A 26,689-nucleotide genomic window follows, 5' to 3' on the forward strand; every position below is an offset into this window, starting at 1 on the left:
AAGCGCGCCCCCGTTCGGGAGGGCACGACAGAAGGAGGACCGTCATGATCCGCACCGCCGCCGTACCCCGTTCGCTCCGAGTGGGCGCCGCCGCGGCATCCGTCGCAGGACTCGTCCTGCTCGCCGGATGCGCCGCAGACACCGACACCGACACCATCGCACCCGAAGACGTCACGGCCGACGAGTCGACCGACACCGGGACGACCGACGGCGGCACCTCGACCGGCGCCTACACCGACGGCACCTACACCGCAGAGGGCTCGTACCAGACCCCCGAGTCGGTCGAGACGATCAGCGTGACGCTGACGATCGCCGACGACACGGTCACCGCGGTCGAGGTCACCGGCGACCCGCAGGCTCGCGAGAGCGAGCAGTATCAGGGCGAGTTCATCGGCGGCATCGCCGACCTCGTCGTCGGAAAGAGTCTCGACGAGATCGAGGTCGACCGCGTCGCCGGGTCGTCGCTCACGAGCGGCGGGTTCAACCAGGCCGTCGAGGAGATCCGCGCCGACGCCGCAGCGTGACCGGCGTGACGTCGCCAGGCGGCGCGTGGGCGTTCGACGCGATCGGCACCCGCTGGCGCATCGACACCGCCGCGCCGCTGGACGACGCGGTGCGGGGTGCCGTGGCATCCGTCATCGACCGCTTCGACCGGGAGTGGTCGCGGTTCCGCGGTGATTCGACGGTCGCGGCGTTGGCCCAAGGCGGCGACGTCGAGGCGCCCGCAGACGCCGACGCGATGCTTGGCGCCTACGTCGCGCTCGACGCCGCGACCGGCGGCGCGGTGAACCCGCTCGTCGGCGAGAGCCTCGCACGCCGCGGCTACGACGCCGCGTACTCCTTCGCCGATCTCGGTGCGATGCCCGCCCCGGCCGGCTGGCGCAGCGTCCTGCGCTGGGGCGACGGCCGGCTCTGCCTCGATGCACCCGCCACGATCGATGTCGGCGCGCTCGGCAAGGGCCGGCTGGTCGATCTCGTCCTCGCCGTTGTCGCCCCGTACGCGGGCGGCACCGCGGTCGTCGACGCCGGCGGCGACCTGGCTGTCCACGGTGGCGCGCAGCGCATCGCGCTCGAGCACCCCTACGACACGAGCCGTGCGATCGGGGTGTGGACGGTGACGGATGCCGCGCTCTGCGCGTCCGCGACGAACCGGCGAGCCTGGGGCGACGGCCTCCACCACGTGCTCGACGCCCGCACCGGTGCACCTGTGCGGCAGTACGCTGCGACGTGGGCGGTCGCGCCCGACGCGATGACGGCGGACGCCGTCGCCACTGCACTCTTCTTCGACGGCGGGCCGCAGCTCGCCGCCGAGTGGGGAGCCGACTGGGTGCGGATGCGCACCGACGGCTCCGTCGAATGGTCCCCCCGATGCGAAGCGGAGCTCTTCCTGTGATCGCCACCCTCACCTCACTCTGGAACCGCGTGTTCGGACTTCTCGGGCGCGCGTCGATGTACCGCCTCGTGCTCTTCGCGCTCGCGGCGCTCACCGCCATCGCGTTCGCGCTCTCGTTCACGGGGCAGCTCTCGCCCGACCCGGTCGAGCTCGTCGTCAGCCTCGTCGTGCTCGTCATCGCGATCACCGTGGTGGATGCCGTTGCGCAGCGGATCCTGCACCGGCAGTGGCGCATCGAGTCGGCGCTCATCACGGCGTTCATCCTGCTATTCGTGCTGCGGCCGACGCTCGAGCCGCTCGGCCTCGTCGGCATCGCGGTCGCGGGAGCCGTGGCATCCGCGTCGAAGTACGTCCTCGCGTGGCAGGGGCGCCACATCTTCAACCCGGCCGCCGTCGGCGCGACCGTCCTGACGGTGCTGAGCATCTGGCTGCCCGACCTCGGCACGTCGTGGTGGTGGGTCGGGTCGCCGCTGCTGGCCGTGCCGGTCGTGATCGCGGGGCTGCTCGTGCTGCTCCGCACCGAGAAGGTGCGGGTCGTCGGGCTCTTCCTCATCGTCGCGGTCGTCGTCGGGCTCGTCCGGACCCTCACGCAGGTGCAGGCGGCAGGGCTCGATTTCGACCTCGGGATGACGCTGTCGCAGCTGCTCCTGTCGTCGCCGTTCCTGTTTCTCGGCGCGTTCATGCTGTCCGAGCCGCTCACGCTGCCGCCGCGCCGGTGGCAGCAGGCCGTTGTCGCGGTCGTCGTCGGCGTGCTCGCCGGGTGGCCCATCTCGCTCGGCGAGATCACCCTGGGCCAGGAGCGTGCGCTGCTGATCGGCAACCTCGTCGCGTTCCTGTTCGCGATGCGCACTGCGGTGCGGCTGACGATCGTCGAGCGGACCGCGATCACCCCGAGCGTCCGCGAGCTGAGTTTCCGCGCCGAACGGCCGGTGAAGTTCGCGCCGGGGCAGTATCTCGAGCTCGAGGTGCCGCACCCGCACCCCGATGCCCGCGGCACGCGCCGCGAGTTCAGCATCCTGTCGTCGCCGGCCGAGCTGCCGATCGTGCGGATCGCAATGCGCGAGGGGTCGCAGTCGAGCTACAAGAAGGCGCTCGCGGCGGTCGTGCCCGGCGACGAGCTGTCGATCACCGGCATCTGGGGCGACTTCGTGCTGCCGCGCAAGACATCGACGCCGGTGCTCATGGTCGCCGCCGGCATCGGTGTGACGCCGTTCGTGTCGCAGCTGCGGCACTTGAAGCTCGCGGGGGAGCCCCGCGACGTCGTGTTCGTCTACGTCGCCTCGGGCGCCGAGGAGCTCGCCTTCCGCGGCGACCTCGAAGCGGCCGGCATTCCCGTGATCGTCGTGACGCGCGATGACCCGCAGGCACTGCCGGAGGGCTGGCGCTGGGCGGGTGGCGAGCGCCTGACCGCCGAGTCGCTCCTCGCGCTCGTGCCCGACATCGCGCAGCGCCACGTCTACGTGTCGGGGCCGCCCGCCCTGATCGCGAGCCTCGCGCCCGCCCTCGACAAAGCGAAGGGCATCACGACCGACGCCTTCAGCGGCTACTGACCCGGGCCGGAGCTCACGCCGCCGGGTCGACCGGCCGGGCGGGGAGTCGCACCGTGAAGGTCGTCGAGCCGGGCTCGGATGCCACCGAGAGTACGCCCCCGTGACCGTCGACGATCGCCTTCGCGATCGACAGGCCGAGCCCGGTGCCGCCGGTCTGCCGGGCACGTGAGGTGTCGGCGCGCGAGAACCGTTCGAACAGTTCGTCGGCGATGTCGGGGCTGATGCCGGGGCCGTCGTCGTGGATGCGCAACAGCGCGTCACCGTCCTCGACCGCGACGCTCGCCGAAACCGTGGTTCCCGCGGGCGTGTGCACGCGCGCGTTGGCGAGCAGGTTCGCCGCGACCTGGGTGAGGCGCGACGTGTCGCCGGCGACGATCACAGGCTCGTCGGGTACGTCGATGATCCAGTCGTGGTCGGCACCCGCGACGCGGGCGTCCGAGACCGCCTCGACGGCGAGCCGCGTGAGGTCGACGGCGCCGTAGACGAGTTCCTTGCCCTCATCGAGTCGTGCGAGCAGCAGCAGATCTTCGACGAGCGCCGACATCCGCAGCGACTGCGCCTGGATTCGCTCGAGCGACTCGCGCGTGGTCTCGGTGATGACGGGGGAGGGCATGCCCGCGGCATCCTGTTGCCGGATGCCACGCAGTGACAGCTCGCTGTATCCGCGAATGGATGCCAGCGGGGTGCGCAGTTCGTGGCTCGCATCGGCCACGAACGCGCGCATGCGCTCCTCGTTGCGCTGGCGAGCGGCGAGCGAGGAGTCGACGTGGTCGAGCAGCGTGTTCAGCGCGAGGCCCACCCGGCCGATCTCGGTGTGGTCGTCGGTGTCCTCTTCGGGGACGCGCTCCGAAATGGTCACGGCGCCCTCCGACATCGGGGTCGCGGCGACGCGGGTCGCGGTGTCGGCGACGGAGCGCAACGGTGCGAGGCTGCTCCGGATGATGAGCGCGATGACCGCGGCGAGCACCAAGAGGCCGCCGGCGGTGAGGAGCGCGACGGTGGTGACGACCCGCGCCGTGATGGCGCTGACTTCCGAGGTGGGCATGCCGACGATCGCGAACACGCCGGTCGGATCGTTCGCGATCCGCAGTCGGTACTCGCCGACATCGGCCACCGGGAGCGTCGCCCATCCCTGCTGGGTGAGTTTGCGCAGGAGCGTCGCATCGACGGTGAACGTCGAGACGGTGCCGTCGTCCTCGACGTACGCACCCGTTGTTCCGGCGAGGTTGCCGACGATGAGGAGTGTGCCGGGTTCGACCGGTCCGTCGGAGAGGATCTGCTCCGCCGTGGCAGTCGGTGACCAGTGCACCCGTTCGGCCGCGCGGGTCACCTGCGAGTCGAGGTTGTCGCTCACGATCGTGCCGAGGATCGCGCCGGTCGCGAGGCCGACGGTGATGAGGATGATGGAGACGAACGAGACGACGGCGGTGATGAGTCGCGCCTGCAGGCTCCACTTGTGCCGCGTGCCAGTGGCCATCACTGCGGCGCTTTGATCATGTATCCGACGCCGCGGACGGTGTGGATGAGCGGCTCGTTGCCCGCGTCGATCTTCTTCCGCAGGTACGAGATGTACAGCTCGACGACGCTCGAGCGGCCGCCGAAGTCGTAGTTCCAGACGCGGTCGAGGATCTGCGCCTTCGAGAGCACGCGGCGCTGGTTGCGCATGAGGAAGCGCAGCAGCTCGAACTCGGTGGCGGTGAGTTCGATCTCGGCACCGTTCCGGATGACCTCGTGCGAGTCCTCGTTGAGCGTGAGGTCGCCGACGCGCAGGATCGGGTCTGCTGCGCCCGCCGACGCACCGGCCCGTCGCATGAGGCCGCGCAGCCGTGCCACCACCTCCTCGAGGCTGAACGGCTTCGTCACGTAGTCGTCGCCGCCTGCCGTGAGGCCGGCGACCCGGTCGGCGACGGCGTCCTTCGCGGTGAGGAACAGCACCGGCACGTCGTCGCCGCTCTGGCGCAGTCGCTGCAGCACGGCCATGCCGTCGAGGTCGGGCATCATGATGTCGAGCACCATGGCGTCGGGGGTGAACTCGCGTGCGGCGGCGAGGGCGTCGAATCCGGATGCCGCGGTGCGGACCTCCCACCCCTCCATGCGCAGCGCCATCGACAGCAGGTCGGTGAGCATCTGCTCGTCGTCGACGACGAGGACGCGCAGGGGGGAGCCGTCGGGGCGCTGCAGGGCGGGGGCAGGAGTGGTCATGCCTCCATTGTTCTCCGCTTGCTATGCGAAACCTATGGCGGATCTTCTGGGTTTCCTATGAGCCTGCGATGGAGCTCCCCGCATAGGGATTTCCTCACTTCGCCAGAGGGTGCGCATCGGCGCCGTTCCTAGCTTCGGAGTCGTGGCGCAAGGACGCCGAGAAGGAGACCCATGTATCTGACCTACCTGCGCCGCGAACTCGCCGGCCGCAAGAAGCAGACGATCATCGTCGCGTCGGGACTCGCCCTCGCGATCGCGCTCGTCGTCATCGTGAACGCGCTGGCCGGAGGCGTCCGCGACGCGCAGAACGCGGCGCTCGCCTCGGTCTACGGCGTGGGCACCGATCTCACTGTGACCGGTGCCGAGTCGGAGCCCGGCCAGGGTGGTGGCGGACGGCAGTTCGAGTTCGACGAGAACGCCGGCGAGACCGGAGACGACGGCGAGACCACGCTCAGCCAGTCGCGCCTCATGACCGACATGCGTCGCGGCACGCTCGACGCATCGACCGTGCAGGCGATCGCGGGCACCGACGACGTCGCGGCCGCAGTGGGCGCGCTGAGCCTCACGAACACGACGTTCGACGGTGAGCTGCCGCAGGCGCCGACCGACCAGGGCGCGACCGACGACGGCACGACGGATGCCACCACCGAGCGCCCCGCACCCGGTGAGGGCGGCGGCGGCTTCGGCGGCGGCTCGTTCGACGTGAACTCCTTCACTGTGCTCGGCGTCTCCACCGACGTGTCCGGCGTCGGCCCGCTGTCGGCCGTCGAGGTCACCGACGGGCGTGCGCTCGATGCGTCGGACGCCGGTGCGTCGGTCGCGGTCGTTGATGCCGCGTACGCGGCATCCGAGGGCATCGCGGTCGGCGACACCATCGATGTCGGCGGCAGCGAGATCGAGGTCGTGGGGATCGTGGCATCCACGTCGGCCGATGCGGATGCCGCAGCGAACGTGTTCCTCCCGCTCGAGACCGCGCAGGAGCTGTCGGGCGCCGGTGACGTCGTGTCGACGGTGTACGTGCAGGCGGCGTCGGCCGACGTCATCTCGTCGCTGCAGTCCTCGCTCGAGACGGAGCTGCCCGACGCGACCGTCAGCTCGCAGTCCGACCTGGCTTCGTCGGTGTCGTCGTCGCTGTCCAGCGCCGGCGCGCTCATCTCGGGCCTCGGCACGTGGCTGTCGGTGATCCTGCTCGTGGTCGCTGTTGCGCTCGCCGTCCTCTTCACGATCTCGGGCGTCTCGCGTCGCACCCGTGAGATCGGCACGCTGAAGGCGATCGGCTGGTCGGACCGCCGCGTCGTCGGTCAGGTCGCGGGGGAGTCGGTCGTGCAGGCGGCAATCGGTGGGGTGATCGGTGTGGTCATCGGCCTCATCGGCGTCGTGCTGATCACCGTGATCGCGCCGACCGTCTCGGTGGCGGCGGAGTCGCAGACGCAGGGTCCCGGTGGCATGGGTGGCGGTCCCGGTGGCATGGGCGGGCCGACCCAGGTCGCGGCGGCGACCGACATCACCCTGACCGCGCCGCTCAGCATCGACATCGTGCTGATCGCGCTCGCCCTCGCGCTCGCCGGCGGGCTCGTCGCCGGTGTGTTCGGCGGCTGGCGGGCATCGCGGTTGCGGCCGGCCGAGGCGCTGCGAGCGGTCGCATGAGCGCGGCATCAGAATCCACCATCACCCAGGAAGCAGAGACCATGACCGACACCGCGATCATCGAATCGGATGCCACCACGACGGCGGCCGCCTACCGCCTCACCGGCGTCACGAAGGACTACAGCCGTGGCGGTAAGCGCGTCCGGGCGCTCGCCGGCGTCGATCTCGAGATCGCGGTGGGGGAGTTCGTCACGATCCAGGGCCCGACCGGCGGCGGAAAGTCGACGCTGCTGCAGCTGCTCGGCGCGCTGGACCAGCCGACGAGCGGCAGCGTGGTGCTGGGCGAGACCGACCTGGCTGCGGCATCCGCTCGTGCCCTCGGCGATGTCCGGGCGCGCGACATCGGGTTCGTGTTCCAGGGGTTCAACCTCATCCCGACCCTCACCGCGGCCGAGAACGTCGACATGGGGCTCGAGCCGCTCGGCCTCGACAAGGCCGAGCGGGCGTCGCGCGTCGCCGATGCGCTCGACCGCGTGGGGCTCGCAGAGCGGGCGGATCACCGCCCGGGGGAGCTGTCGGGCGGGCAGCAGCAGCGCGTGGCCATCGCCCGCGCGATCGCGAAACGGCCGCGGGTGCTGCTCGCCGACGAACCGACGGGCAACCTCGACGAGTCGATGCGCGACGAGATCCTGCGGGTCCTCGAGGGCCTCCACGCCGATGGGCTCACGCTCGTCGTCGTGACGCACGACTCGGCGGTCGCAGCGCGCGCGAACCGGCGGCTGCGCCTCGCGAAGGGGCAGGTCACCGTCTCGTCGCGCTGATCAGCCCGAACGACTGCGGCCGCGGCATCTTCGGATGCCGCGGCCGCAGTCGTCGTTCACCGTTTCGGTGACGGCGGTGAGAGCAGGAACGCGAGCAGGAGCATCAGACACATGCCGATGACCGAGCCGATGGTGTTCGAGACGATGTCCCGCAGATCGGCGACCCGCGTGTCGAGGAGCATCGCCTGCAGCGCCTCGATCGTCGCGCTCGCGGCAGCTCCGAGGATCGGCGCGAGCCACCACCCGCGGACGCCGAACCACAGCACCGCGATCACACCCAGCGGCACGAACATCGCGATGTTCGCGCCGAACTCGACACGCTCGAAGGTGATCCACCGCGTGGCATCGCGCTGGGCGAACCAGGCGAGCAGTCGGTTGAGGCCCGACTGGATGTCCGAACCGTACGGCGCGGCGCGCAACGTCATCCACGCCACTGCCCACGCGTAGAGCGCGGTCAGGATGGCGAGGACGACGCGTGCGGCCGCTCGGTGGACGCGCAGGCCCGTGTCGTCGCGGGTCATGCGGCCCCCTCGGTCAGTGGGTGTCTTCTGCTTCGATCTCCGACCGGTCGGCGGACCAGAGGGTGTGGAAGGTGCCTTCCTTGTCGGTGCGGCGGTAGGTGTGTGCGCCGAAGAAGTCGCGCTGGCCTTGGATGAGGGCGGCGGGGAGCCGGTCGGCGCGGAGCCCGTCGTAGTACGCGAGCGACGACGAGAACGCGGGTGCCGGAATGCCCGAGGATGCCGAGACCTGCACGATCTCGCGCCACGCGTCCTGTGCGCGGCCGAGTGCTTCGACGAAGTACGGCGCGGTCAGCAGTACCGGGAGGGTGGCTTCGGCGTCGTAGGCGTCGGCGATGCGGTTGAGGAACTGGGCACGGATGATGCACCCGCCCCGCCAGATCTTCGACACGGCACCGAGGTCGATGTTCCACCCGTACTGGGCGGCGCCGGCACGGATCTCATCGAACCCCTGGCTGTAGGCGACGATCTTCGACGCGTAGAGGGCCAGGCGCACCTGCTCGATGAACGCGTCCGCGTCCTCGACGGTGAAGTCCTCCGACGACGGACCCGGCAGGGCGCCCGACACGTCGCGCTGCTCGCGGTGGCTCGACAGCGAGCGGGCGAAGGTGGCCTCCGCGATTCCGGAGACGGGGACCCCGAGGTCGAGGGCGGTCTGCACCGTCCACGCACCCGTGCCCTTCGCGCCTGCCTCGTCGACGATCACGTCGACGAGCGGCAGCCCGGTCGCGGCATCTGTCTGGCGGAGCACCTCGGCAGTGATCTCGATCAGGTACGACTCGAGCTCGCCGCGGTTCCATTCCGCGAAGATCTCCGCGATCTCCGCCGGGGTCTTCCCCGTGCCGCGGCGGATCAGGTCGTAGGCCTCGGCGATGAGCTGCATGTCGGCGTACTCGATGCCGTTGTGGACCATCTTCACGAAGTGGCCGGCACCGTCGTGGCCGACGTGCGTGACGCAGGGCTCGCCCTCGGCGACGGCGGCGATGGACTTCAGGATCGGGCCGAGGGTGACCCACGCCTCGTCGGGACCGCCGGGCATGAGGGACGGGCCGTTGAGCGCGCCCTCCTCGCCGCCCGAGACGCCCATGCCGACGAAGTTGTAGCCGGCCTCGGACACGGCCTTCTCACGGCGGATGGTGTCGGTGAACAGGCTGTTGCCGCCGTCGATGATGATGTCGCCGGGCTCGAACACGCGCATCAGCTCGTCAATGACGGCATCCGTGGGCCGCCCGGCCTTGACCATGATGATCGCGGTGCGCGGCTTCTGCAGCGACGCCGCGAACTCCTCGTACGTGAAGGCGGGGACGAACTCCGCCTCGGGGTGCGCCTCGACCAGTTCGTCGGTCTTCGAGCGCGACCGGTTGAACACGGCGACCGTGTTCTCCTCGCGCGACGCGAGGTTGCGGGCGAGGTTCGAGCCCATCACCGCGAGACCCACGACACCGATGTTCGCGGGACCGCTGCCGGTGCCGGCGCCGCTGGTGTCGGCCTCCGGCGTCGTGGGGCGGTCGATCTCTTCGGGCTGCGGGGCGCCCTCGTGGCGGCTCGCAGCCTCGTGCGGAGCCTGATCCTGATCGGTGGAGATGTTGGTCTGGGCCTGAGGGTCGTTCGAGGACACGCGCGCTCCTGTTTCGGTTCGGTGCTTACAGAGTAGTGCCGCTGTCGGTGCCGGCTCCGTCGTGTGACGGTTTCGCGGGCGGGCGCGCGGCGGTCAGTCGGCGGGTGACGGCGATGTCGCGGTCGCCGAGACCGGCGTCGACGATCTCGTCGAAGATGGCGCGGAGGGTCGGCAGCAGCGCGGGGCGGATGCCGGTGGCCGAGGCGACGTCGGCGGCGAAGCCGAGGTCCTTCACCATGTACTCCGCGATGCCGGAGGGGGAGTCGTCTCCCGTGGTGAGCTTCTCTTTACGGCTCGTGAGGAGGTTCGAGCCGGCGTAGCCGGAGCCCAGGAGCGTCCACAGCGTCTCGAGGTCGATGCCCGAGCGCGCCGCGAGCTCGCTCGCCTCGCCGAGCGCCGTGATCGTCGCCGCCACGACGAGCTGGTTGCAGGCCTTCGCGACCTCGCCCGCACCGAGGGGTCCGAGGTGCACGGGCGTCCCGCACGGGGAGAGCAGGCTCGCCGCGAGGGCGGCGGCATCCGGCTCTCCGCCCAGCATGATCGACAGGGTGCCGGCGGTCGCGCCGTCGACGCCGCCGGAGACCGGGCAGTCGACCACGCGGATGCGCCCGCCGCTCTCGGCGTCGAGTCGCTCGGCGAGTGCGCGGACGCCCGTGGGGGAAGAGGTCGATCCGATCAGCAGCAGCAGATCGCCGGCGCCTGCGAGGAGGCCGTCGCCTCCCGCGAGGGCGGACTCGAGTTGGGGGAGGTCGGGGAGCATGACGAGCACGGCGTCGCTGTGTGCAGCGAGCTCCCGCGGGGAGTCAGCCCAGGTCGCGCCCGCGGCGACGAGGTCGGGGCGCGGTGAGCGCGCGTGGACGGTGAGGGCTCCGCGCGCGGCCAGCAGACGCTGCGCCATGGGGTCGCCCATGGCGCCGAGGCCGAGGACACCGAGGCGGAAGGAGGCGGTCTCGTCATCGAGAGAGGTGCTCATGGCTGACACTCTACCGCGGGTCCAAAATAACGAACAGTGTTCAACGGATTGGACTTGCGATAGAGTCGTCCTGCTCATCTTCCACCAAACCCAATGGAGGGAAGCGGATGACGGAGAACTCCGACCGGCTGCGCGTCGTCGCAGCCGTGCCCCTGCGCGAAGACCTGTGCGCCCTGATCGAGCGGCTCGAGCCGCGCGTCGAGGTCGTCCGCGACCACGACCTGGTCGCTCCGATGCGGGGACCTGCGGACTGGTCGGGCGACCCCGCGTTCACGCGCACTCCGGCGAAGCAGGCGGCGTTCGAGGCGATGGTCGACTCCGCCGACGCCCTCTTTGGCATCCCCGACGTCGACCCTGAGGCGCTCGCCCGCACAGTGGCTGCCAATCCGACGCTGCGCTGGGTCATGACGACCGCCGCCGGCGGCGGGGCGCAGGTGAAGGCCGCGGGGCTGGACCGAACCGACCTCGACCGGATCGTCTTCACCACGAGCGCCGGCGTCCACGGCGGCACCCTCGCCGAGTTCGCCGTCTTCGGCGTGATGGCGGGGGCCAAGGGCCTGGCGCGCCTGCGGCGCGACCAGGATGAGCGCCACTGGCCGGAACGCTGGGAGATGCGCCAACTCGACGAGATGACCGTGCTCGTCGTCGGGCTCGGCGGCATCGGAGCCGAGTGCGCGCGCCGCTTCTCCGCTCTCGGCGCGCAGGTGTGGGGCACGACCCGCTCGGGCGCGCCCGTGCCCGGCGTCGACCGGCTCGTCCCGCTCGACGAGCTCGCCGCCGCCGTCGCGGAGGTCGATGCGGTCGTCGTCACCCTCCCCGGCACCGAGCAGACCCACCACCTGATCGATGCGGAGATCTTCGCGAACGCGCGCCCCGGGCTCATCCTCGCGAGCGTCGGGCGCGGCACCGTCATCGACGAGTCGGCGCTGCTGACCGCACTCGAGGACGGCACGGTCGCCTTCGCGGCGATGGACGTCTTCGAGGTCGAGCCGCTGCCGCAGGACTCGCCGCTATGGACCCACCCGCGTGTGCTCGTCAGCCCCCACACGGCAGCCCTCAGCGGCCGCGAGGAGGAGCGCATCGCGCGCCGATTCGCCGCGGATGCGACGCGGCTGCTCGATGGCGGCGAGATGCACGCCGTAGTGGATACGGTCGAGTTCTACTGACATCGCCGCCGGAGCACGCGAGGCGCCGCGCCGAGGAGAACCGAGGAGCAACCATGGCCGACGACGACAGCGACCGCACCGGCCGTGATCCGGCGCCGGCCGTCACCCGCAGCATCCGCCTGCTCGAGATGCTCGCCGACTCGGGCCGCCCGATGACCCTGACCGAGCTCGCCTCGGCGCTGGGGCTCGCGAAGTCCTCGACGGCGAACCTCTGTCTGGCGCTGGAGGCCGCGCGCATGGTCGAGCGTGTCGCGCAGGGCTTCCGGCTCGGCATCCGCACCGCCGAGCTGGGCGGAGCGTTCGCGGAGCAGTTCAACCAGGTGCGGGAGTTCTACGCCGTGTGCGACGCCTCCGAGGTGCTGCGCGGCGAGCTCGTCCAGGTGGCGCTGCTCGACGGCGCGGACGCGCTGTACATCGCGCGACACGAGGGCTCGACGCGCATCGGCACGCCTCTCGGCTCCCGCCTTCCCGCCGCGCTGAGCGCGACCGGCCGCGCGCTGCTGTCGACCCTCGACGACGCCCAGGTCACCTCGCTGCTCGGCGAGGGTGCGACCTTCCCGCCGCTGACCGAGCACACGACGCGGACGCTGCCGGGGCTCCTCGAACTGCTCGCGCAGGCGCGCGATCGGGGGTGGGCTGTGGATGCCGAGGAGAGCTTCCGCGGCGTCGTCGGCGTGGCTGTGCCCCTGGAGGGCTGGGCGCCCGGTGATCCCCAGCTCGCCCTCGGCGTCGGCATCCCCGCCGCGGAGGCGACCCCGGAGCGGATCCGCACCGTGGGAGCCGCTCTCCTCGACGCGGCCAAATCCCTGACAAATCCGTTTAGTTCAAAATATTGAACTTGGTACAGCGGGTTGGTATGGTGGCATCCACCAGACGACGCCGCATCCGGTCGTCTGCGCCGATCGAAGGAGATGGCCGTGACCGACACCCACACCGCTGTGGACGCTGAGCGGGACCCCCGGGGCGACGACCCGGAGTACGCCGCGAACCTGCGCCGCGCGACGCTCGCCTCGAGCATCGGCAGCGCCCTGGAGTACTTCGACTTCGCCCTCTACGGCCTGTCGACGGCACTGATCTTCAACGTGCTGTTCTTCGACCAGAGCAACCCCGCGATGGCGACCGTGCTCGCCTTCGCCACCTTCGGCGTCGGCTTCGTCGCCCGCCCCTTCGGCGGTCTGTTCTTCGGCACGCTCGGCGACAAGCTCGGCCGCAAGTGGGTGCTCGTCGTCACGATCCTGCTGATGGGCGGCGCCTCCACCGCCATCGGCCTGCTGCCGACCTATGCGCAGATCGGCATCTGGGCGCCGATCCTCCTCGTGCTGATGCGCCTGCTGCAGGGCTTCGGCGCCGGCGCGGAGCAGGCCGGGGCCACGGTGCTGATGGCGGAGTACGCGCCCGTCAAGCGCCGCGGATTCTTCTCCGCACTGCCCTTCGTCGGCATCCAGGCGGGCACGCTGCTGGCGGCGGTCGTCTTCAGCCTGATCTCCCTGCTCCCCGAGGATCAGTTGCTGACGTGGGGCTGGCGTGTGCCGTTCCTCGCATCGTTCGTGCTGATCCTCGTCGCGCTGTTCATCCGGATGCGCCTGCGCGAGACCCCCACCTTCATCGAGCTCGAAAAGCACGAGCAGATCACCGACCGCCCGATCCGCGAGATCTTCGGCCACGGCCTGCCCGGCGTCATCGTCGGCATCGGCCTGCGGATGGCCGAGAACGGCGGGTCGTACATGCTGAACACGCTCGCGCTGACGTTCTTCGTCGCGACCGCCGGCGCGTCCGCAGACAAGAGCCTCCTCACCTGGGGTGTCACGCTCGGCTCGCTCATCGGCATCTTCTCGGTGCCGCTGACGGGTGCGCTCAGCGACCGCTGGGGCCGCCGCCGCGTGTACCGCCTGGGCGCGCTCTTCCTGCTGCTGTACTCGTTCCCCGCGTGGTGGGCGCTGACCCTCGGCGACCACGTGATCGCGATCATCGTCATCGCGCTCGGCATCGGCTTCGGCGTCAACGTGATGCTCGGAGCCCAGTGCGCCATGCTCCCCGAGATGTTCGGCAACCGCCACCGCTACCTCGGCGTCGCGATGGCGCGGGAGATCTCCGCCGTCCTCGCCGGTGGTCTCGCCGGTGTGCTCGGGGCCTACCTCATCGCCGTGAGCGACGGCAACTGGGTGCTGCTGGCCGTCTACATGGCCGTGCTCGCCCTCATCACCACGGCGGCGACCTACCTCGTGCCGGAGACCCTCCGCCGCGACCTGACGCGCACCGACGACGCCGTCAAGGTGTCGCGCGAAGAAGCGGGCCCGGGCGTCTCGTCGACGACGGTCACCATCCGCACCGTCGAGTGGTGAGCCCCCGTGCTCATCGGACGCGTCCAGACGTCGACGGGTGACATCGTTCCCGTGCGGGCCGACGGCGACCGCAGGATCGCGATCGAGGATCCGTATGCGGCGTTCGCTGCGGGGCGGGAGCCGGCCGACCTGCCGAACGGTGAGGTCGCGGGCGACCTGCTGGCGGCATCCGCGCCCGTCGTCGTCGTGGGTATCGCGCAGAACGGGCCGGATCACGCCTCGCCCGTGCAGGCGTGGCTGAAGAACCCGCGCTCGGTCGTCCCGAGCGGTCGCATCGTGACCCTCCGCCGGGATGCCGGTGAGACGGTCGCCGAGGGCGAGATCGCGGTCGTCATCGGCCGCGACGCGACGGGGCTGACAGAGGCGAACGCCGCCTCGTACGTGCTCGGCCTCACCGCCGTGAACGACCTGTCCAGCCCCGACCGGGCCCTGTCCGATCCGCGCAACTTCGAGAGCAAGTCAGGGGAGGGGTACACGCCGATCGCGCCGTGGATCGACACCGCCGCCTCCCTCGACGACGCTCCGCTGACGCTGTCGATCGACGGTGAGGAGGTGGCGAAGACGGATGCCGCGGCTCTGCCGGCCTCGATCGCCACGTGCCTGGCCTATGTCGCGCGATGGACGACGCTCGGACCGGGCGACGTCGTCATGACGGGTGCACCGTTCAGCCAGGGTCGCGTTCAGCCGGGGCAACGGGTGGATGTGACCGTCGGCGGCGTCCGCCTGTCGACGCCCACGCGGTGACCACCGCCGTCCGAGCACCCGGAAGGACGGGGACATGACCAACACCGCCGTCGTGGCGCACGCCGCCGACGACCTGCGCATCGAGGACGTCGGCGAACCGATCGCCGCCGCCGACCAGGCGATCGTCGAGGTCGCCTACGGCGGCGTCTGCGGCTCGGACCTGCATTACTGGCGCCACGGCGCCGCGGGCGCGTCGATCCTGCGCGAGCCGATGGTGCTGGGGCACGAGCTGTCGGGCACGGTCGTGGCCTCCGCCGCCGACGGGTCGGGCCCGGCGGTCGGCACGCGCGTCGCGGTGCATCCGCTGACTGCGCGCGGCGACGGTGAGACCCCGTACCCGGAGGACAGGCCGAACCTCGCGCCCGCGTCGACCTACCTCGGCTCGGCGATGCACCTGCCCCACACGCAGGGCGGCTTCGCCGATCGCGTCGCGCTGCCGACGCGGATGCTGCATCCGCTGCCGCCGGGCCTCGGCCTACGCCGCGCCGCGCTCGCCGAGCCCGCCGCCGTCGCGTGGCACGCCGTCGAGCGCGCCGGCGACGTCACCGGGCGGCGGGTCGCCGTCATCGGGTCGGGGCCGATCGGCCTGCTCGCGGCGTCGGTCGCGCGTCACCACGGCGCCGCCGAGGTCGTCACGACCGACCTGCACCCGCGACCGCGCGAGATCGCGGAGCAGCTCGGTGCGCGCACGATCGATGCCCGCGAGACCGACGCGATCGCAGCTCTCCACGTCGACGTGGTGATCGAGTCTAGCGGCACCGTGCCGGGCCTCGCCGCCGCGGTCTCGGCCGCCCGCCGGGGCGGGACGGTCGTGCTCGTCGGCCTGCAGCGCGCGGGCGACGTGCCGGCGCCGGTCGCGACCGCGATCACGCGGGAGCTGACCCTGACCGGTTCGTTCCGCTTCGGCGCCGAGTTCGCGGAGGTGATCGCCGCGCTCGCCGACGGCTCGTTGGCCGTCGACCCCGTCGTCACGCACACGTTCGCCGCCGCGGAGGCGCTCGAGGCGTTCACGGCCGCGGGGGAGGCGTCGGTCTCGGCGAAGGTGCTGCTCGCCTTCGCCGGAGCAGGCGCTGAGGAGCAGGCATGAGCGCCGTGCACCGCATCGTCGTCATGGGCCCGTCGGGCTCGGGCAAGTCCGCCGTCGGCGCCGCGCTCGCCGTCGACCTCGCGGTCGAGTTCATCGACGCGGACGACCTGCACCCTGCAGCGAACGTCGCGAAGATGTCGGCGGGCACGCCGCTGGGCGACGAGGACCGGTGGCCGTGGCTCGACATCGTGGGGCAGGCGCTGCGCGACCTCCCCGGCGGCGGGGTGGTCGCCTGCTCCGCGCTCGCGCGCCGCTACCGCGAGCGGATCCTCGCCGCTGCGCCCGACGCCGTGTTCGTCGAGCTCACGGTCGATCGCGACGAGCTCGAGCGCCGCATGCGAGCGCGGGCGCACTTCATGCCGCCCGCACTGCTCGAGTCGCAGATGGCTGCACTCGAGCATCTGGGCGCGGACGAGCCCGGCTTCGCGGTGCCGAACTCCGGCGGAGTGCTCGAGGTAGCCGGGCGCATCCGCGCCCGGCTCGATGAGATCTAGGAGAACCATGACCGATCTTTTCAGCGTCGCCGGGCGCCTCGCCTTCGTGACGGGATCATCCCGCGGTCTCGGTCGCTCGCTCGCCCGCGCGCTCGCGCGCGCCGGCGCGCGTGTGATCGTGCACGGCCGCGACCCGAAGGCGCTCGCGGAGGCGGCGGCCGAGATGACCGAGCTGTCGGGTCACCCCGCGGCATCCGTCTCATTCGATGTGACCGATGCGGATGCCACGGCGACCGCGATCGCGGACATGGTCGCCGAGCACGGGCTGCCGGACATCCTCGTGAACAACGCGGGCGTGCAGCGCCGGGCTCCCATCCAGGAGTTCTCTGTCTCGGACTGGGACGAGGTGATCGCGGCGAACCTGTCGGGCCCGTTCTACGTGGCCCGGGCGCTGGCTCCCGGGTTCGTGGAGCGCGGGTCGGGGAAGATCATCAACGTCGGGTCGGTGCAATCGGTGCTGGCGCGGCAGACGATCGCGCCGTACTCGGCGTCCAAGGGCGGCATCGCGCAGTTGAGCCGCGGCATGGCCGCCGACCTCGCGCGGCACGGCATTCAGGTGAACACGCTGTCGCCGGGCTACTTCGCGACCGAGATGAACCGCGCCCTGGTGGACGACGCGCAGTTCACGGCGTGGCTTGAGGCGCGCACGCCCGCGGGCCGCTGGGGTGATTTCGCCGAACTCGACGGCGCGCTGCTGTTCCTCGCCTCGGACGCGTCGTCGTTCGTGTCGGGTCAGAACCTCGTCGTCGACGGCGGCATGACCGCGGTCGTCTGAGCGGCGTCAGTCGTTGTACTGGTTGGAGCGACCCATCGAGACGAGGGCGCCGATGGTCGCCAGCGCGGTCGCGGTCGTCAGGGCACCGACGAACCACAGCAGTGCGTGCGACATCCATCCGTAGTCCATCGTTCCTCCGTCAAGTCGTTCGGTCGGGGTCTCCATCGTATCGGGCGCGCTGGTAGACTCGGTGCGAACTTCGGCGAGGGACGTGCATGCGCGTCCGTGATCGACGCGGTGAAGCAGGCTTCGCGGCTTTCCTCACGCGCATGCGTTCGAGTCGAACCACAGACCATCACCGGGCCCATCGGTCCGGCTGATCAACACTGGGCCGCGTACGGCCCGCCATTGGACCTCACGGTCCGCAAGGAGAACACTCATGTCGACTGAGACCGACACCAAGGTCGTCGCCGAACTTCGCGAGAACTTCGGCAAGGGCTTCGCCCGCCGCCTCCGCGCCGCCGGCAAGATCCCCGCCGTCATCTACGGCCACGGCACCGCCCCCGTGCACGTCGCGCTGCCCGGCCACCAGGTCTTCCTGCTCGTCCGCCGTGCCAACGCGGTCCTCGAGCTCGAGATCAACGGCGAGCAGCAGCTCACCCTGGTCAAGGACGTCCAGAAGGACCCCGTGCACCAGATCATCGAGCACATCGACCTCCTCGTCGTGAAGAAGGGCGAGAAGATCACGGTCGACGTGCCCGTCACGGTCACCGGCCAGTCGTTCGCCGGCACCATCGCGGTGCAGGACGCCACCTCGGTCACGCTCGAGGTCGAGGCCACCCACATCCCCGAGCACGTCGAGGTTTCGGTTGAGGGCCTCGAAGAGGGTGCCCGCATCACCGCCGGCGACATCACGCTGCCCCGCGGCGCCGCGCTGCTCGCCGACCCGGAGACGCTCATCGTCGCCGTCTCGGTGCCTGCCGCTCCCGTCGAGGACGAGGCCGAGGAGGCTTCGGAGGACGAGGCCGCCGAGGGCGCATCGGACGAGGCTCCCGCCGAGGACGCCGCCGAGTAATCTCAGCTCCCGTACGAAGCCCGTCGCCGCACACGCCGCGACGGGCTTCGTCGTCGAAAGGACATCATGCCCGACACCTGGATCATCGTCGGCCTCGGCAACCCCGGGCCGCGGTACGAGGCGACCCGGCACAACATCGGACAGATGGTCATCGACGAGCTCGCGTCGCGCCGCAGCGAGACGCTGCGCGCACACAAGGCGAACGCCCGTGTCGCCGAGACGTGGCTGCGCCCCGGTGCCGCGAAGCTCGTGCTCGCGAAGCCGAACTCGTTCATGAACGTGTCGGGTGGGCCGGTGGCATCCCTCGCGAAGTTCTACGGCGTGCCGGCGGAGCGTGTGGTTGTCGTGCACGACGAGCTCGACATCCCGTTCGACACGCTGAAGCTGAAGACCGGGGGAGGGCACGGCGGCCACAACGGCGTCCGCGACGTCGCGAAGGCGCTCGGCACGCCGGACTTCCCGCGCGTGCGCGTCGGCATCGGTCGCCCGCCCGGGCGGCAGGACCCGGCCGACTGGGTGCTCGACCCGTTCGGAGCCGCCGAGCGACCGACGCTGGCGATCCTGATCTCGGATGCCGCGGACGCCGTCGAGCAGCTCGTCGACGAGGGCCTCCTCGCCGCGCAGCAACGCCACCACGCCCCGCGCCCCTGACCCGGACGCCGGTGTCGGCGACCGCGCGTAGACTTCTCCGGTGACAATTCCCGGGATCGTGCGCGCCCTCGAACAGGCTGACAGCTTCCGGGAGGCCCTCGCCGCGGGCTCCGCGGATGCCGACTTCTCGGCGGTGACGGGCATTGATGCGCCGCTGCTGGCCGGGCTCCTCGGGCGGCGTCAGGCCGCCGGCCGCCCCGCGGCGCTGCTGCTCGTCGCCCCGACCGGCCGCCGCGCCGAGAGCATCGGCGCAGCCCTCCAGTGCCTCCTGCCCACCGCGACGGTGCGGCACCTGCCCGCGTGGGAGACGCTTCCGCACGAGCGGCTGAGCCCCAGCGCCGAGACCGTCGGTCGCCGCCTCAGCGTGCTGCGCGAGGTCTCGCAGTGGGACGGCGCTGCGCCCCTCATCGTGACCGCCTCGGTGCGCGGCGCGCTGCAGCCGATCGCTGCGGGACTCACGGATGCCGGTGTCGTCCAGCTCGACGTCGGTTCGCGCGGCCACGAACTCGACGCCGTCGTGCGTCGTCTCGTCGAGCTCGCCTATCACCGCGTCGACATGGTGTCGCGTCGTGGTGAGTTCGCCGTTCGCGGCGGCATCCTCGATGTCTTCCCGCCGGTTGCCGACCACCCGTTCCGCGTCGAGTTCTTCGGTGACGAGATCGACCAGATCCGCGCGTTCTCGGTCGCCGATCAGCGCTCGCTCCCCGGCGAGGTGCCCGGCGTGACGCTGCTCCCGAGTCGCGAGTTGCTCCTCACTTCGACCGTCCGCGAGCGCGCGTCGGCGCTGCAGGATCGGATGCCGGGGCTCGGCGCCATGCTCGAGAAGATGAGCGAGGGGATCCCCGTCGAGGGCATGGAGTCGCTGCTCCCCGCCGTCGCCGACGCGGTCGTCCCCCTCGTCGAGTACCTCCCCGAGGGCGCCGCGGTCGCCGTCGTCGACCCGGAGCGCGCCGTGACCCGCGCGATGACCCTCAGTGACACGAACCGCGAGTTCCTCGAAGCCGCGTGGAGCGCCGCGACCGCCGGTGGCGACAGCCCCGTCGACCTCGGCGCGGGCGACTTCCTTTCGCTGCCCGACCTGCGCGAGGCGGCATCCGTTCGCGGCGGCTCGTGGTGGACGTTCAGCGCGTTCGATTCCGGTGCGGCGGATGCCGAGGCTGAGGGCCTCGTCGAATCCTCCGACGGCGCCGTGCGCGTGACCGCGTCGGCCGTGCCTTCGTTCCAGGGCAACGTCGACGGCGCGACGGAGCACATCGCGAACCTGCTCGGCGACGGCTGGCGCGTCGTGGTCGCGGCATCCGGAACCGGTCTCGTCGAACGCTCGCGCGACGTGCTCGCAGAGCGCGGCCTCGCCGCACGCGCCGTCGAGACCCTCGAGAGCGCACCGGAAGCAGGCATCGCGGTCGCGACCGTCGCGACGCTCGAGGCGGGCTTCCAGTTCGCGGCGGCGAAGCTCGCGGTGTTCACCGAGAGCGACTTCTACGGCCGCACGATCGGCGGCGACAACCGCGTCGTCAAGAAGCTCGCGTCGCGGCGCAAGAACGTCGTCGACCCCCTGCAGCTCAAGGCGGGCGACCACGTCGTACACTCGACGCACGGCATCGGCCGGTTCGTCGAGCTCGTGCAGCGCGAGGTGTCGTCGGGCGGCCGCAATGCGGTGAAGAGCACGCGCGAGTACCTCGTCCTCGAGTACGCGCCGTCCAAGCGCGGCCACCCCGGCGACAAGCTCTTCGTTCCGACCGACCAGCTCGACCTGCTGTCGCGGTACGTCGGCGGCGAAGCGCCGCAGCTGTCGAAGATGGGCGGGTCCGACTGGGCCGCCGCGAAGGGCAAGGCGCGCAAGGCCGTCCGCGACATCGCCGTCGAGCTCGTCAAGCTCTACTCGGCGCGCATGTCGTCGAAGGGCTACGCGTTCGGCCCCGACACCCCGTGGCAGCGCGAGCTCGAAGAGGCGTTTCCGTTCGCCGAAACGCCCGACCAGCTGCAGACGATCGACGAGATCAAAGCCGACATGGAGAAGCCGATCCCGATGGACCGCCTGCTCTCGGGCGACGTCGGCTTCGGCAAGACCGAGGTCGCGGTCCGCGCCGCGTTCAAGGCGATCCAGGAGGGCAAGCAGGTCGCGATGCTCGTCCCTACGACGCTGCTCGTGAAGCAGCACCTCGAGACGTTCACCGAGCGCTTCGCCGGCTTCCCCGTCAAGGTGCGGCCGCTCTCGCGCTTCCAGACCGACAAGGAGGCGCGCGAGACGCTCGCCGGGATCACCGACGGCACCGTCGACATGGTGATCGGCACGCACCGCATCCTCACCGAGAAGGTCGTCTTCAAGGACCTCGGGCTCATGATCATCGACGAGGAGCAGCGCTTCGGCGTCGAGCACAAGGATGCGCTGAAGAAGCTCAAGACGAACGTCGACATCCTCGCGATGAGCGCGACGCCGATCCCGCGAACGCTCGAGATGGCGGTGACCGGCATCCGCGAGATGTCGACGCTCGCGACGCCGCCCGAGGACCGGCATCCGATCCTCTCGTACGTCGGTGCGCGCAGCGACAAGCAGATCGCGGCGGCGATCCGCCGCGAACTCCTCCGCGAGGGACAGGTGTTCTACGTCCACAACCGGGTGTCGTCGATCCAGCGCGTCGCCGCACAGCTCGCCGAGCTCGTTCCCGAGGCGCGCATCGCCGTCGCCCACGGCCAGATGGGCGAGCACGCGCTCGAGCAGGTCGTCGACGACTTCTGGGAGCGCCGGGCCGACGTGCTCGTGTCGACCACGATCATCGAGACCGGTCTCGACATCTCGAACGCGAACACGATGATCATCGACCGCGCCGACAAGTACGGCCTGTCGCAGCTGCACCAGCTGCGCGGACGTGTCGGTCGTGGGCGTGAGCGCGCCTACGCGTACTTCCTCTACGACGAGCACAAGCCGCTCAGCGAGACCGCCGCCGACCGTCTCGAGACGATCGCCGTGAACAACGACCTCGGGTCGGGCATGCAGGTCGCGCTGAAGGACCTCGAGATCCGCGGTGCGGGCAACCTGCTCGGCGCCGAGCAGGCCGGCCACATCGCGGGTGTCGGCTTCGACCTGTACTTGCGGATGATCGGCGAGGCCGTCGCGACGTTCCGCGGCGACGAGACCGAGGGGCCGACCGAGCTGCGACTCGAGCTGCCTGTGCAGGCGCGGATCCCCGAGTCGTACATCGACAGCGAGCGGCTGCGCCTCGAGGCGTACCAGAAGCTGTCCGCCGCGGCTGCCGTCACCGCGGCGCCCGAGGCGATCGACCTCGTGCTCGAGGAGCTCACCGACCGCTACGGCGCGCCGCCGTCCGAGGTCGAGGGGCTCATCGCGATCGCGCGGCTGCGGCGCCGGGCCGCGGCATCCGGCCTGTCCGACGTCGTAGCGATGGGACCGAACCTGCGCATTGCGCCGGCGCTGCTGCCCGACTCCATCCGCATCCGGCTGCAGCGGCTGCACCCCAAGGCGAAGGTCGTCGCCGGGGGAGACGCCATGGTGGTGCCGCTCCCGACCGCCGCAGGCGAGCCGCTCGCCGACGCCGACCTCATCGCCTGGACCGCGCAGCTGCTCGACCAGATCTTCCCGCTGCCCGAGCCCCCCGCGGCCGACGCCTGAATGACGAAGCGGATGCCGCGCGCTGCGGCATCCGCTTGTCAGACGGTGTGAACCTGCGTCACCCGGTGTTCTGGAGGCCCGCCGCGACGCCCGAGACGGAGAGCAGCAGCAGGCGCTGGAGCTCCGGGTCGACGTCGCCGCCGGCGGAACGCAGACCGCGCAGCGCCCGCAGCTGCAGCAGCGACAGCGCGTCGACGTAGGGGCTGCGCATCTTCACGGCGCGGCCGAGGACCGGTCGGTTCGTGAGCAGCTCGGTGCCGCCGGTGAGGCGCACCACCCAGTCGCGCGTGAGCGCCATCTCGTCGCGGACGAGCGTCGCGAGATCATCGCGGTCGCCGAGCTCGAGGTAGTGCCGCGCGATGCGGTCGTCGGTCTTCGCGAGGCTCATGGCCACGTTGTCGATGAGGGTGCGGAACAGCGGCCACTCCTCGTAGGCGCGCTGCAGCGTGTCGGCGTCGCCGACGGCGTCGAGCGCCGTGCCGAGGCCGAACCAGCCCGCGAGGTTGATGCGGGCCTGGGTCCACGCGAACACCCACGGGATCGCCCGCAGGTCTTCGAGCGACTCCACCGAGAGGCCGCGGCGCGCCGGGCGCGATCCGAGCGCGAGCAGGCCGATCTCCTCCATCGGGGTGACCTGCGCGAACCACGGCGCGAAGCCGGGCGCCTTGACGAGCGAGAAGAAGCGCTCGCGCGACGCGGCATCCATGACGCTCGCGACGTCGGCGTACCGCTCGGCGGCGGCGCGGTTGCGGTCTTCAATGGAGGGGGAGGATGCCAGCAGCGTGGCGGCCGCGACCTGGTCGATGTGCCGCATCGCGATGGCCGGGTCGCCGTAGCGGGCGAAGATGACCTCGCCCTGCTCGGTGAGCTTGAACCGGCCGTCGACGGAGTGCGGCGGCTGCGCGAGGATCGCGGAGTTCGCCGGCCCGCCGCCGCGGCCAAGGGCGCCGCCGCGGCCGTGGAACAGCGTCAATTCAATGCCCTGTTCGACCGCCCAACCCGAGATCGCGGCCTGCGCTTCGTAGAGCGCGAGGTTCGCCGCGACCGGGCCGACGTCCTTCGACGAGTCGGAGTAGCCGAGCATGACCTCGAGGCGCTTGCCCGTGGCATCCAATCGCGAGGCGAACGCCGGGTGCTGCACGATCTCGGCGAGGATGCCGGGCGCTGCCTGCAGGTCGGCGAACGTCTCGAACAGCGGGATGACGTCGAGCACGGGCACGGTGCCGTCGGGGCCGACGGCGTGGCGCGCGAGCAGGTGGACGTTCGCGAGGTCCTGCGCGGACTGCGTGAACGAGACGATGTAGCGGCCGGCGGCGCGCGGGCCGTAGCGCTCCTGCAGGAACGCGATGGTGCGGAACACCTCGAGCACCTCGTCGGCGAGCTCGGAGCGCTCGGCGCCCGACTCGAGCTCGTCGAGCACCTTGCGGTGGACGGCCGAGTGCTGGCGCACCTCGAGCTCGGTCAGGTGGAACCCGAAGGTCTCGACCTGCCAGATGAGCTGCTGCAGGTGGCCGTACGCCTGGCGCGGCGCGCGCGCCGCGACGAGCGAGTCCTGCACGATGCGGAGGTCCGCGAGCAGGTGCTCGGGGTCGCGGTATGCGAGGTCGGCGTTGCGGGTGCGGGTCGCCGCGATCTTGCGGGTGAGCAGCAGCATGATGCGCCGGTAGGGCTCGTTCGGAGAGCGCTTCGCGATGTCGGATGCCGCGTCCTCGTCGGCGTCCTTCAGGCGCTGCCACAGCGCCGACAGCTCGGGGCTCGGCGGCGTCGACAGTGCGTCGAGCGTGAGGGTGCGGCCGATGCGGCTGGCGGTGCGCTCGAGGCCGAGGAGCACGTGCTCGCTGGCGATCGACGACGCCTTGCGGGTCGTCTTCGCGGTGACGAACGGGTTGCCGTCGCGGTCGCCGCCGACCCACGAGCCGATGCGGACGAAGGGGCGCACGACGGGGGCCTTCGCACCGGCGTCGTCGCCCTGCAGCACGTCGTCGATGCGGCGGTACACGTGCGGCACCGCGGTATAGAGCGTCTCGTCGAAGATCGCCATGACCGAGCGGACCTCGTCCGTGGGCGAGGGCTTCTCGGCGCGCAGCGGCGCGGTGCGCCACAGCGTGTCGACCTCTTCGACCATGCGGCGCTCGGCGCGGCGGTGGTCGGCGCCGTCCGTACCGGCGGCGTCGAGGTCGTCGAGCAGGTCGGCGAGGCGGCGGATGCTCGACGAGACCGCGCGGCGGCGCGCTTCGGTCGGGTGCGCCGTGAACACGGGGTGGAACCGCAGGTTCTGCAAGCGCGTGAGCGCGGCATCCGGTCCGATCTCGGACTGCAGAGTGCGGTAGGCCGAGGCGATGGAGTCGCCCGCGTCGGCCTCGCGTGCGGTGCCGCCGCGCTCCCGCAGGATGCGCACGCGCTGGTGCTCCTCGGCGAGGTTCACGAGGTGGAAGTAGCAGGTGAAGGCGCGAGCGACCTCTTCGGCACGGGCGAGCGTGAACGAGTCGGCGATGGATGCCGCCCGGGCGAATGCCTCGGGCGTGGAGTCGGTGTACGCCTGGATCGTCGCGACGCGCAGCCGTTCGACGTCGTCGTAGAGGCCGGGGGAGCCGCTTTCACGGAGCACGCGGCCGAGGATGGAGCCCAGCAGGCGCACGTCGGCGCGCATCCGCTCGGGGATCTCCTGCTCGGCTTCGTATCGCCCGACGAGGTCGATCGCTTCGGTGTTGGTCAGTTCGTGCACCGTTCCACGCTAGTCCGGTCGTGTTACCGGCTCGGTACACATGACGTCCCGCGTAGACTGGGGGACTGGTGTGTCGGGAAGTCTGGTCGGCGGTTTCGTTCCCCGACCCCGGAAGGCTCCCTATGGCCCTGCTCCGTTCCGCGCGGTTCCCCGCGCTCCTGCTCCTCATCGCCGCTGCCCTCGGCTTGATCCTCGCGAATTCGCCGGTGGCGGATGCCGCGTTCGCCGCGAAGGGCGCCTACGTCGGCATTCCCGGGGTGTTCACCCTGTCGGTGGGTCACTGGATCGCCGACGGTCTGCTCGCGGTGTTCTTCTTCGTGGCCGCCGTGGAGCTGCAGTACGAGTTGACGAACGGGCAGTTGAACTCGCCGCGGAAGGCGCTGCAGCCGATCATCGCCGCGGCCGGCGGCGTGCTCATCCCGATCGCGGTCTACGTCGCGATCGCGGGGAGCGGTGAGACGGCGGCCGGATGGCCGATCCCGACGGCGACCGACATCGCGTTCGCGCTCGGTGTGCTCGCGGTGTTCGGTAAGGGGTTGCCGTCGGGGCTCCGGGTGTTCCTGCTGGCCCTCGCGATCCTGGACGACATCGTGGGGATCCTCTTCATCGCGGTGCTCTTCACGAGCGACGTCGACCTGCTCATGCTCGGAGCGGCGGTCGTGCTGCTCGTCGTGTTCCGCCTGTTGAGCGCGCAGCTCGGCGGCCGTGGCTCGCGCGCGATCGCGGTGCTGATGGTCGTGGTCGCGGCGGCGGTCTGGTTCTTCGTCCACGAGTCGGGCGTGCACGCGACGATCGCGGGCGTCGCGCTCGGGCTCGTCATGCACCAGCAGCCGGCGCTGCGCACACGGCACGCACTCGAGCCGTGGGTGAACGCCATCGTGCTCCCGGTCTTCGCGCTCGCGGCATCCCTCGTCGCGATCCCGCAGGTGTCGCCGACCGACCTGTCGCCGGCGTTCTGGGGCGTCGCGGTCGCGCTGCCGCTCGGCAAGATCGTCGGCATCAGCCTCGCCGGGTGGTTGTCGATGTTCCTCGGCGGCACGAAGCTGCCGTTCGGGGATGTGCTCGCGGCCGGTGCGCTCGGCGGCATCGGATTCACGGTGTCGCTGCTGATGTCGGAGCTGGCGTTCTCGGACGATGCCGCGACCCGCGACCAGGCGACCCTCGGCGTGCTCGCTGGGTCGGCGATTTCGCTCCTCCTTGCCGCAGGCCTCGTATCGTGGCGGTCATGGCACTACCGACGCCTCGCCCCGCAGACGGTTTCGACGCCGGTCGCACCCGCGACGTGACCGGGGTCGATCCACTCCGCGCCGCCGATCCGCTGCGTGCCGCGACAGGTGCCGCGGATCCGCTGCGCGCTGCGGCCGGTGACGTCGATCCGCTGCGCGCTGCGGCCGACA

General features: G+C 71.1%; 23 protein-coding genes. 16 read left to right on the forward strand and 7 right to left on the reverse strand.

Going from position 1 to position 26,689, the window contains the following annotated elements; all coding sequences use genetic code 11:
* Nucleotides 1-44: 44 nt before the first annotated feature.
* Genes QNI14_RS02655 through QNI14_RS02665 form a run of 3 tightly spaced genes read left to right on the forward strand, consistent with a single transcriptional unit; the run spans nt 45 to nt 2,943 of the window.
* Nucleotides 45-524 carry an FMN-binding protein gene (locus tag QNI14_RS02655; protein ID WP_283714633.1) on the forward strand — a complete coding sequence of 160 codons (480 nt, stop codon included), beginning with the start codon at nt 45-47 and terminating at the stop codon, nt 522-524.
* Nucleotides 521-1,393, forward strand: a complete 873-nt coding sequence (locus QNI14_RS02660) for an FAD:protein FMN transferase (protein ID WP_283714635.1) — start codon at nt 521-523, stop codon at nt 1,391-1,393. Before QNI14_RS02655 ends, QNI14_RS02660 begins: the two co-directional genes overlap by 4 nt.
* Nucleotides 1,369-2,943: an FAD-dependent oxidoreductase gene (locus tag QNI14_RS02665; protein WP_430539230.1), complete on the forward strand. Its 1,575-nt coding sequence runs from the start codon at nt 1,369-1,371 to the stop codon at nt 2,941-2,943. Before QNI14_RS02660 ends, QNI14_RS02665 begins: the two co-directional genes overlap by 25 nt.
* A 13-nt stretch (nt 2,944-2,956) precedes the next feature.
* Here QNI14_RS02665 and QNI14_RS02670 read toward each other — a convergent pair whose 3' ends face one another.
* Nucleotides 2,957-4,420, reverse strand: coding sequence for a sensor histidine kinase (locus tag QNI14_RS02670; RefSeq protein WP_283714639.1), 1,464 nt, complete (start codon nt 4,418-4,420; stop codon nt 2,957-2,959).
* Nucleotides 4,420-5,145 (reverse strand): response regulator transcription factor, encoded by a 726-nt coding sequence (locus QNI14_RS02675; protein ID WP_283714640.1) that lies wholly within the window; start codon nt 5,143-5,145, stop codon nt 4,420-4,422. The genes QNI14_RS02670 and QNI14_RS02675 overlap by 1 nt, the downstream gene beginning before the upstream one ends.
* A gap of 171 nt (nt 5,146-5,316) precedes the next feature.
* On the opposite strand from QNI14_RS02675, the gene QNI14_RS02680 reads away from it, so the two are divergent.
* Nucleotides 5,317-6,792 carry an ABC transporter permease gene (locus tag QNI14_RS02680; protein WP_283714642.1) on the forward strand — a complete coding sequence of 492 codons (1,476 nt, stop codon included), beginning with the start codon at nt 5,317-5,319 and terminating at the stop codon, nt 6,790-6,792.
* Nucleotides 6,793-6,833: 41 nt separating this feature from the next.
* On the forward strand, nt 6,834-7,553 hold the full coding sequence (locus QNI14_RS02685) for an ABC transporter ATP-binding protein (protein WP_283714643.1): 720 nt from the start codon (nt 6,834-6,836) through the stop codon (nt 7,551-7,553).
* Nucleotides 7,554-7,609: 56 nt separating this feature from the next.
* On the opposite strand, the gene QNI14_RS02690 is transcribed toward QNI14_RS02685, so the two are convergent.
* The 3 genes from QNI14_RS02690 to QNI14_RS02700 all read right to left on the reverse strand — a co-directional run bounded on the left by QNI14_RS02690 (nt 7,610) and on the right by QNI14_RS02700 (nt 10,662).
* A complete protein-coding gene (locus tag QNI14_RS02690; RefSeq protein ID WP_283714645.1) occupies nt 7,610-8,074 on the reverse strand; it encodes a VanZ family protein in 465 nt (154 codons plus the stop codon).
* 13 nt (nt 8,075-8,087) lie between these two features.
* On the reverse strand, nt 8,088-9,584 hold the full coding sequence (gndA, locus tag QNI14_RS02695; protein ID WP_283714869.1) for an NADP-dependent phosphogluconate dehydrogenase: 1,497 nt from the start codon (nt 9,582-9,584) through the stop codon (nt 8,088-8,090).
* A gap of 130 nt (nt 9,585-9,714) precedes the next feature.
* Nucleotides 9,715-10,662, reverse strand: coding sequence for an NAD(P)-dependent oxidoreductase (locus QNI14_RS02700; protein WP_283714647.1), 948 nt, complete (start codon nt 10,660-10,662; stop codon nt 9,715-9,717).
* 107 nt (nt 10,663-10,769) lie between these two features.
* On the opposite strand from QNI14_RS02700, the gene QNI14_RS02705 reads away from it, so the two are divergent.
* The 7 genes from QNI14_RS02705 to QNI14_RS02735 all read left to right on the forward strand — a co-directional run bounded on the left by QNI14_RS02705 (nt 10,770) and on the right by QNI14_RS02735 (nt 17,270).
* Nucleotides 10,770-11,828, forward strand: a complete 1,059-nt coding sequence (locus tag QNI14_RS02705) for a D-2-hydroxyacid dehydrogenase (protein WP_283714648.1) — start codon at nt 10,770-10,772, stop codon at nt 11,826-11,828.
* Nucleotides 11,829-11,881: 53 nt separating this feature from the next.
* On the forward strand, nt 11,882-12,664 hold the full coding sequence (locus QNI14_RS02710) for an IclR family transcriptional regulator (RefSeq protein WP_283714649.1): 783 nt from the start codon (nt 11,882-11,884) through the stop codon (nt 12,662-12,664).
* 75 nt (nt 12,665-12,739) lie between these two features.
* A complete protein-coding gene (locus QNI14_RS02715; protein WP_283714650.1) occupies nt 12,740-14,170 on the forward strand; it encodes an MFS transporter in 1,431 nt (476 codons plus the stop codon).
* A gap of 6 nt (nt 14,171-14,176) precedes the next feature.
* Nucleotides 14,177-14,914 carry a fumarylacetoacetate hydrolase family protein gene (locus QNI14_RS02720; protein ID WP_283714651.1) on the forward strand — a complete coding sequence of 246 codons (738 nt, stop codon included), beginning with the start codon at nt 14,177-14,179 and terminating at the stop codon, nt 14,912-14,914.
* Nucleotides 14,915-14,948: 34 nt separating this feature from the next.
* A complete protein-coding gene (locus QNI14_RS02725) occupies nt 14,949-16,001 on the forward strand; it encodes a zinc-binding dehydrogenase (RefSeq protein ID WP_283714652.1) in 1,053 nt (350 codons plus the stop codon).
* Nucleotides 15,998-16,495, forward strand: coding sequence for a gluconokinase (locus tag QNI14_RS02730; RefSeq protein ID WP_283714653.1), 498 nt, complete (start codon nt 15,998-16,000; stop codon nt 16,493-16,495). Before QNI14_RS02725 ends, QNI14_RS02730 begins: the two co-directional genes overlap by 4 nt.
* A 7-nt stretch (nt 16,496-16,502) precedes the next feature.
* A complete protein-coding gene (locus tag QNI14_RS02735) occupies nt 16,503-17,270 on the forward strand; it encodes an SDR family oxidoreductase (RefSeq protein ID WP_283714654.1) in 768 nt (255 codons plus the stop codon).
* 6 nt (nt 17,271-17,276) lie between these two features.
* Here the strand turns inward: QNI14_RS02735 and QNI14_RS02740 are convergent, their stop codons facing one another.
* Nucleotides 17,277-17,399, reverse strand: coding sequence for a hypothetical protein (locus QNI14_RS02740; RefSeq protein ID WP_283714656.1), 123 nt, complete (start codon nt 17,397-17,399; stop codon nt 17,277-17,279).
* Nucleotides 17,400-17,649: 250 nt separating this feature from the next.
* Between QNI14_RS02740 and QNI14_RS02745 the strand changes: the two genes are divergently transcribed.
* The 3 genes from QNI14_RS02745 to mfd all read left to right on the forward strand — a co-directional run bounded on the left by QNI14_RS02745 (nt 17,650) and on the right by mfd (nt 22,567).
* Nucleotides 17,650-18,285: a 50S ribosomal protein L25/general stress protein Ctc gene (locus QNI14_RS02745; protein WP_283714657.1), complete on the forward strand. Its 636-nt coding sequence runs from the start codon at nt 17,650-17,652 to the stop codon at nt 18,283-18,285.
* Between the two features lie 66 nt (nt 18,286-18,351).
* Nucleotides 18,352-18,936: an aminoacyl-tRNA hydrolase gene (pth, locus tag QNI14_RS02750; protein ID WP_283714658.1), complete on the forward strand. Its 585-nt coding sequence runs from the start codon at nt 18,352-18,354 to the stop codon at nt 18,934-18,936.
* 40 nt (nt 18,937-18,976) lie between these two features.
* Nucleotides 18,977-22,567, forward strand: coding sequence for a transcription-repair coupling factor (mfd, locus tag QNI14_RS02755; RefSeq protein ID WP_283714659.1), 3,591 nt, complete (start codon nt 18,977-18,979; stop codon nt 22,565-22,567).
* A gap of 58 nt (nt 22,568-22,625) precedes the next feature.
* Here mfd and QNI14_RS02760 read toward each other — a convergent pair whose 3' ends face one another.
* A complete protein-coding gene (locus QNI14_RS02760; protein ID WP_283714660.1) occupies nt 22,626-25,292 on the reverse strand; it encodes a phosphoenolpyruvate carboxylase in 2,667 nt (888 codons plus the stop codon).
* A gap of 122 nt (nt 25,293-25,414) precedes the next feature.
* On the opposite strand from QNI14_RS02760, the gene QNI14_RS02765 reads away from it, so the two are divergent.
* On the forward strand, nt 25,415-26,578 hold the full coding sequence (locus tag QNI14_RS02765) for a Na+/H+ antiporter NhaA (protein WP_283714661.1): 1,164 nt from the start codon (nt 25,415-25,417) through the stop codon (nt 26,576-26,578).
* Nucleotides 26,579-26,689: the final 111 nt, after the last annotated feature.

The sequence above is a fragment of the Microbacterium dauci genome (genome assembly GCF_030065535.1).
GTDB classification, from domain to species: Bacteria; Actinomycetota; Actinomycetes; order Actinomycetales; family Microbacteriaceae; genus Microbacterium; species Microbacterium dauci.

Bases quoted from the DNA above. Each gene is read 5' to 3' on its own strand.
- QNI14_RS02655 (WP_283714633.1), top strand. From the start codon at position 45: ATGATCCGCACCGCCGCCGTACCCCGTTCGCTCCGAGTGGGCGCCGCC.
- QNI14_RS02665 (WP_430539230.1), top strand. From the start codon at position 1,369: ATGCGAAGCGGAGCTCTTCCTGTGATCGCCACCCTCACCTCACTCTGG.
- QNI14_RS02670 (WP_283714639.1), bottom strand. From the start codon at position 4,420: ATGGCCACTGGCACGCGGCACAAGTGGAGCCTGCAGGCGCGACTCATC.
- QNI14_RS02675 (WP_283714640.1), bottom strand. From the start codon at position 5,145: ATGACCACTCCTGCCCCCGCCCTGCAGCGCCCCGACGGCTCCCCCCTG.
- QNI14_RS02680 (WP_283714642.1), top strand. From the start codon at position 5,317: ATGTATCTGACCTACCTGCGCCGCGAACTCGCCGGCCGCAAGAAGCAG.
- QNI14_RS02685 (WP_283714643.1), top strand. From the start codon at position 6,834: ATGACCGACACCGCGATCATCGAATCGGATGCCACCACGACGGCGGCC.
- QNI14_RS02690 (WP_283714645.1), bottom strand. From the start codon at position 8,074: ATGACCCGCGACGACACGGGCCTGCGCGTCCACCGAGCGGCCGCACGC.
- QNI14_RS02700 (WP_283714647.1), bottom strand. From the start codon at position 10,662: ATGAGCACCTCTCTCGATGACGAGACCGCCTCCTTCCGCCTCGGTGTC.
- QNI14_RS02705 (WP_283714648.1), top strand. From the start codon at position 10,770: ATGACGGAGAACTCCGACCGGCTGCGCGTCGTCGCAGCCGTGCCCCTG.
- QNI14_RS02710 (WP_283714649.1), top strand. From the start codon at position 11,882: ATGGCCGACGACGACAGCGACCGCACCGGCCGTGATCCGGCGCCGGCC.
- QNI14_RS02715 (WP_283714650.1), top strand. From the start codon at position 12,740: ATGGCCGTGACCGACACCCACACCGCTGTGGACGCTGAGCGGGACCCC.
- QNI14_RS02725 (WP_283714652.1), top strand. From the start codon at position 14,949: ATGACCAACACCGCCGTCGTGGCGCACGCCGCCGACGACCTGCGCATC.
- QNI14_RS02730 (WP_283714653.1), top strand. From the start codon at position 15,998: ATGAGCGCCGTGCACCGCATCGTCGTCATGGGCCCGTCGGGCTCGGGC.
- QNI14_RS02735 (WP_283714654.1), top strand. From the start codon at position 16,503: ATGACCGATCTTTTCAGCGTCGCCGGGCGCCTCGCCTTCGTGACGGGA.
- QNI14_RS02740 (WP_283714656.1), bottom strand. From the start codon at position 17,399: ATGGACTACGGATGGATGTCGCACGCACTGCTGTGGTTCGTCGGTGCC.
- QNI14_RS02745 (WP_283714657.1), top strand. From the start codon at position 17,650: ATGTCGACTGAGACCGACACCAAGGTCGTCGCCGAACTTCGCGAGAAC.
- pth (WP_283714658.1), top strand. From the start codon at position 18,352: ATGCCCGACACCTGGATCATCGTCGGCCTCGGCAACCCCGGGCCGCGG.
- QNI14_RS02765 (WP_283714661.1), top strand. From the start codon at position 25,415: ATGGCCCTGCTCCGTTCCGCGCGGTTCCCCGCGCTCCTGCTCCTCATC.